The sequence below is a fragment of the Rhodopirellula maiorica SM1 genome, assembly GCF_000346295.1.
Lineage (GTDB): Bacteria > Planctomycetota > Planctomycetia > Pirellulales > Pirellulaceae > Novipirellula > Novipirellula maiorica.
In genome coordinates this window covers 1-5,465 of record NZ_ANOG01000336.1, presented here as the reverse complement: position 1 = coordinate 5,465, position 5,465 = coordinate 1, and the positions used below count along the sequence as shown (strand labels likewise).

Sequence of the window (5,465 nt, the reverse complement as noted above, 5' to 3'; positions counted from 1 at the left end):
GGATTCGTCGCGCATTTGATCCGCTGCAGATTGCGAACCGAGGAAAGATGTTCCCCGGTGCCGACGCACCGTCGCTTTCGATGTCTGGATTGCATCCCCTGGAAAAGCAAGGAGTGATCTCGCGTGAATAGTAATGCGACCTTGCAACCCACGACGATTGACGAAGTTCGCGAGGCATTGCTTGCATCGGAGCATGCGGTGATCGTTGGCAACCAAACGAAACCACCGCTTTCTTCTGCTGGCCCGCTTTCTTCTTCTGGCACATCGTGCAACACCATCAGCGTGCATGGGCTATCGGGAGTGGTCCAGTACGAACCGTCCGAATTTACGTTCACTGCCTATGCGGGAACGAAAGTCGCCGACGTTCAAGCGGTGCTCAGCGAACGAGGCCAGTACCTGCCATTTGATCCGATGCTGGTTCGTGCCGGAGCGACGCTCGGGGGCACGATCGCGGCCGGATTGTCGGGACCGGGGCGATTTCGTTACGGATCCATTCGCGATTTCTTTCTCGGCGCGAAGCTGATCTTGGGCGACGGCACGATTGTCAACGTTGGCGGAAAAGTTGTGAAAAATGCCGCCGGTTTTGATATCCCTAAATTCTTGGTGGGAAGCTGCGGCCAGTATGGCGGGATGATCGAAGTGACCTTTAAGGTGTTTCCAAAGCCTGTCGATTCAGCAACGCTTCGTTTGCCATGTGAATCGGCCGAGGTGGCATTGCAGAAGATGGCCAGCGCGGCGGTCAGTCGCTGGGAACTGGACGCCATTGATTATCATCACGCCACTTCCACAATTTATTTTCGGCAACGCGGCCCTCGGGAGGCCAGCAGTGCAATCGCCTCCGAAATGCAGACACAGTTTCCAGAATTGGAACAGCTGGATGCGGATACCGCCAACACGTTTTGGAGCTCGATCACCGAACTCGACTGGTCCGCTGAGGCCACGCATGTCGTAAAAATTCCTACGACGCCCCGCCAATTTCCGGAACTCTGTCAGGCAATCGCTGCGGCGGTTCCCGGAACGCTACACGTCAGCGGCTGTGGATCGGTCGTTTGGGCTGCGATGAAAGACGCGGATTCGCTGGTCGCGCTCGAATCGGTGTTGACGCAACTGGGACATCGCGGGCTATGTGTTCGAGGCAATTCAGACCATGTGTACTTGAACCGACAATCCACTGCGGATATCGAAGTCGCAGTCCAGCAAGCATTTGATCCCGATGGACGATTGAAACGTCGTTTTGGATCGCAATCACGCCACTCCATTTCCAACTAATCCACTTTCTCGGGGCATCGTGGATTGTTACTAACGATCCATGGTCCATCGCTGAACCAAACGTATGCAACACAAAATTCCGAACACGAAACTCGGTCCGTTAGGGGACGAGATGGCCTCGGCGGTGAGCACTTGTGTGCATTGCGGTTTCTGTCTGGCGGCATGTCCGACGTATGATCAATTGGGGCAAGAGCCTGATTCGCCACGTGGGCGAATTGTGTTGATGAAAGAGGTGCTCGAAGGCGAGTTATCGGTCGATGATGCGTCGCTGCACATCGATCGTTGCCTCGGTTGTTTGGCATGCGAACCTGCATGCCCGTCGGGAGTTCCCTATCGTGATTTGATCAGCCCGTACCGGGCGACGATGGAACCGCTGCGGAAGCGAACGCTGATCGACCGGATCACACGCGTGATGACAAGTTCAACGCTGCCGTACCCAGGACGGTTTCGAATGGCAGCGAAGCTAGGCCGTTTTGCTCGACCGCTCGCGCCGTTTCTGCCGCGTTCGATCGGTGCGATGTTGAATCTGCTGCCCGATCGATTGCCGCCGCGACAATCGTGGGCGGCGACCAATCCCGCAGTCGGTCAACGTCGGGGACGCGTTGCCCTGTTGTCCGGTTGTGCTCAGTCGGTCCTTGCTCCCGACATCAATTCCGCAACCATTGATGTGCTGACACGCAATGGCATCGAAGTCGTCGTGCCGCCGAGCCAAAGCTGTTGTGGTGCACTCAGCTGGCATGTCGGAAATTGGAACCAGGCAAAGCGGTTTGCGATCGCCAATTTAAAAGCCTTTCCGGCGGATGTCGATGCGATCGTCACCAATGCAGCGGGTTGTGGTTCGGGGATGCACGAATACGCGATGATCTTAAAAGGAACGCCGTACGAATCCGAGGCAAGCGATTTTGTCGGCAAGGTAAAGGACGTCTCGGTGGTGCTTGCGGAACTCGGCGAATTGGCCGCGATCCCGCAGCGAAGTGAGCCGCTGCGAATTGCGTATCACGATGCATGCCACTTGGCCAACGCTCAATCGGTTCGCGTCCAGCCACGCGATCTACTGAGTCAAATTCCCGCTGTCGAATTGCTCGAGATTCCCGAATCTCATTTGTGTTGCGGATCGGCTGGCACCTACAACGTCGACCAACCCGAGATTGCCAAATCGCTTGGCGACGACAAGGTTCGACACCTGCTGAGCACCGATCCGGACTTGGTAGCCACCGGCAATATCGGCTGCATGACTCAACTGCAAACGCATCTCGCTGCGGCAGGTTCAAACGTCCAAGTCCGCCACACCGTGCAAATTCTACGAGACGCCTACGTCGGCAAGTTGTAATGTTGTCCCAATGCCCGTCTGCTTGAAACAGCGAGGCAGGATTCATTGGGTGAAATCCCGTTAGCCGCTTGTGCCAACGCTGTGAAGCAACTTTTCGTAGCGAAACTCGCAGAGAGTTTCGGTTTTACTCGGGTGGCCGAAAGTCTCTGCGACTTCCTCTCAAATGACTTGCGCAAAATTCTAGCGACGAAGTTATTGCCGGACCGCGCTCGGTTTTCACTGAAACTTCATCGCATTGGCACCGCTCTATTAATGTGAGAGTGCGACAAACGTGGCCTGTTCCTGGCCGCTTCTATTTCGATGCACTCGCTCCGAGGCGTCACGGTCGGTTCGTCTAGACGCAGCGGCATGTGATGAAGCAAACGACCTCGGTTTCTGAAGCCTTTTCCGAACCAGAAAGCAAGGTCCACCCGTGGGCCGATTCCAGCCCACGCGTTCGGTTAATCGTGGCTGCATGCGCTGCCTTTAGCGTCTATTTTTGCATGTACGCGTTTCGCAAACCGTTTACTGCTGGGACGTTTGAAGATCAAACGGTGTTTGGACTCGGACTGAAAACCACACTGGTGGTGTCACAGTTGTTGGGATACATGTTGTCGAAGTTTATCGGCATCAAAGTCGTCTCGGAAATGAGAAGCGAATATCGCACGATCACCATCATCGGGCTGATCACGTTCGCCGAACTGTCGCTCGTCGGGTTCGCATTCCTGCCTATGTGGACCAAACCTTTCTTCCTGTTTCTAAACGGATTACCGCTGGGGATGGTGTTTGGTTTAGTACTGGGTTATTTGGAAGGCCGCAAACAAACCGAAGCTCTATCCGCGGCGTTGTGCGCCAGTTTTATTATCGCATCCGGCGTCGTGAAATCGGTGGGCCGTTGGTTGATACAGGATTGGGGGATCAGCGAGTTTCAAATGCCGATGATGGTTGGATTGATCTTCTTTCCACCGCTGTTGGTTGCGGTATGGGCACTTCAGAAAACGCCGCCGCCCAACGACGAAGATTGTCGGTTGCGGCGACAGCGAAAATCGATGAATCGAGCCGACCGACGTGGTTTCCTGGTCAAATACTGGCCCGGGTTGGCGTGCTTGGTTTTTGTTTACGTCGTCTTGACGATTGTCCGTACCATCCGAGATGACTTTGCGGTAGAGATTTGGCGAGACATGGGAGTCAACGAGACACCGTCGGTTTTTGCCACGTCCGAAATTGCGGTCGCTCTCTTTGTCACCGCGCTGAACGCTTTGGCAATTTGCTTTCGCAACAACTTGGTGGCGATTCGCATGACGCTTGCCGGGATGGGGATCGCGTTCGCATTCGTCGTTGCCTCGGTCTTAGGACAAGGCGGCGGTTTTTTCTCGCCCTTCGTCTTCATGGTCGCATGTGGCGTGGGGCTGTATGTCCCCTACGTCGCCTTTCACACCACCGTGTTTGAGCGGTTGATCGCGGCATCGAAATTGCCGAGCAATCTGGGTTTCCTGATGTACTTTGCCGATGCGATGGGCTATCTCGGTTATGCGGTCGTGATGATTTTGCAAACGACGCTCCAAGAATCGATGCAGCGGTCGGGTGCGGCGCTGTCCTTTTTCACTGCGACGCTAACGATTGTTGCCGCCGCGTCGATGGTCGCATTGGCGATCGCTTACCAATATTTTCGCCGCGTGTTGACGGATGCCACCTCGGTTTAGTCCACGCTGTTTAGCAGGAAGATTTAATGACAAAACATTTTGATGTTGCCGTGATTGGTGCCGGGATCGTTGGGTTAGCCCATGCAATCGCGGCATCGCGTCGCGGATTGAGCGTGGCTCTGTTTGAACGATCGCATGTGGCCCAGGCCGCTTCGGTTCGCAATTTCGGCATGATATGGCCGATCGGACAACCCGCAGGCGAGTTGTACGCATTGGCGCTTCGTTCGCGTGAGCTGTGGATCGAACTTCAGCAGCAAGGGGTGCTCGAGCTCGAACAATGTGGTTCGATCCATGTGGCCAAACATCACGATGAATTGGCGGTGCTCGAAGAATTCACGGAACTGGGAACGCACCAAGTCGAGATGTTAAAACCCGCCGAGGTGCTCAAGCGAGCAGCGATCGTTAATGGCGATGGATTATTGGGCGGGATGTACAGTCCCACCGAACTGCGTGTCGATCCGCGAACCGCATCGGCGCGGATCGCAGCGTGGTTGCAAGCCAGCGGACGAGCCGAATGTCATTTCGGTACAACCATCACTCACGTCAAAGAGGGGCATCTTCGCAGTTCGGCTGGCGATCAATGGATTGCCGATCGGATTGTCGTCTGTAGCGGCAGCGATCTACAAACGTTGTACCCCGAATGCCTATCGGAATCTGGATTGAAGCTGTGCAAGCTGCAGATGATGAAGGTGCAACAGGATCCGATCAAAACGATGTCGCCGCATATCGCGGGCGGATTGACGTTGCGGCATTACACCTCGTTCACTCAGTGCCATTCTCTTGCAGCACTTCAAGACCGGATCGCGACCAATCACCCCGAGCTTGATCGCTATGGAATCCATGTGATGGCGTCACCGTTTCGATCGGGGCGATTGATTCTAGGGGATTCCCACGAGTACGGTGACGCGATCACGCCGTTTGACAAACGCGAAATTGACGAGTTGATGCTGCGAGAACTCCGCCAACTGATTTGTTTGCCCAATTGGACCGTCTGCCAACGCTGGCACGGTGTGTACGCCAAACACCCAACACTGCCTGTTTTCGAAGCGCAACCCGACGAGGGAGTGCACGTGTTTGTCGGCACCGGCGGCGCCGGAATGACGATGTCACTCGGGTTAGCCGACCGATCCTGGCAGCGATGGCACGATCGCTAGGGAAATACGAGCGGATCAGCGGATCAAAAG

Annotated in this window: 4 protein-coding genes; all 4 read left to right on the top strand. The window is 55.3% G+C overall.

Annotation, left to right across the window (positions count from 1 at the left end; genetic code table 11):
• The first annotated feature begins 123 nt into the window (after positions 1–123).
• The 4 genes from RMSM_RS36715 (at position 124) to RMSM_RS10905 (ending at position 5,435) form a co-directional block, all read left to right on the top strand.
• The gene (locus RMSM_RS36715; RefSeq protein WP_008695365.1) at positions 124–1,269 is read left to right on the top strand and encodes an FAD-binding protein; all 1,146 of its coding nucleotides are present in this window, start codon (positions 124–126) and stop codon (positions 1,267–1,269) included.
• 64 nt (positions 1,270–1,333) lie between these two features.
• Positions 1,334–2,599 (top strand): glycolate oxidase subunit GlcF, encoded by a 1,266-nt coding sequence (glcF, locus tag RMSM_RS10920; RefSeq protein ID WP_008695362.1) that lies wholly within the window; start codon positions 1,334–1,336, stop codon positions 2,597–2,599.
• Positions 2,600–2,952: 353 nt separating this feature from the next.
• Complete coding sequence (locus RMSM_RS10910; protein ID WP_008695360.1) at positions 2,953–4,281, top strand: DUF5690 family protein; 1,329 nt, start codon at positions 2,953–2,955, stop codon at positions 4,279–4,281.
• Positions 4,282–4,307: 26 nt separating this feature from the next.
• Entirely contained in the window at positions 4,308–5,435 is a 1,128-nt protein-coding gene (locus tag RMSM_RS10905) for a TIGR03364 family FAD-dependent oxidoreductase (protein WP_008695358.1), read from the top strand.
• Positions 5,436–5,465: the final 30 nt, after the last annotated feature.

Coding starts and splice junctions, on each gene's coding strand:
- glcF (WP_008695362.1), top strand. CDS start 1,334: ATGCAACACAAAATTCCGAACACGAAACTCGGTCCGTTAGGGGACGAG.
- RMSM_RS10910 (WP_008695360.1), top strand. CDS start 2,953: ATGAAGCAAACGACCTCGGTTTCTGAAGCCTTTTCCGAACCAGAAAGC.
- RMSM_RS10905 (WP_008695358.1), top strand. CDS start 4,308: ATGACAAAACATTTTGATGTTGCCGTGATTGGTGCCGGGATCGTTGGG.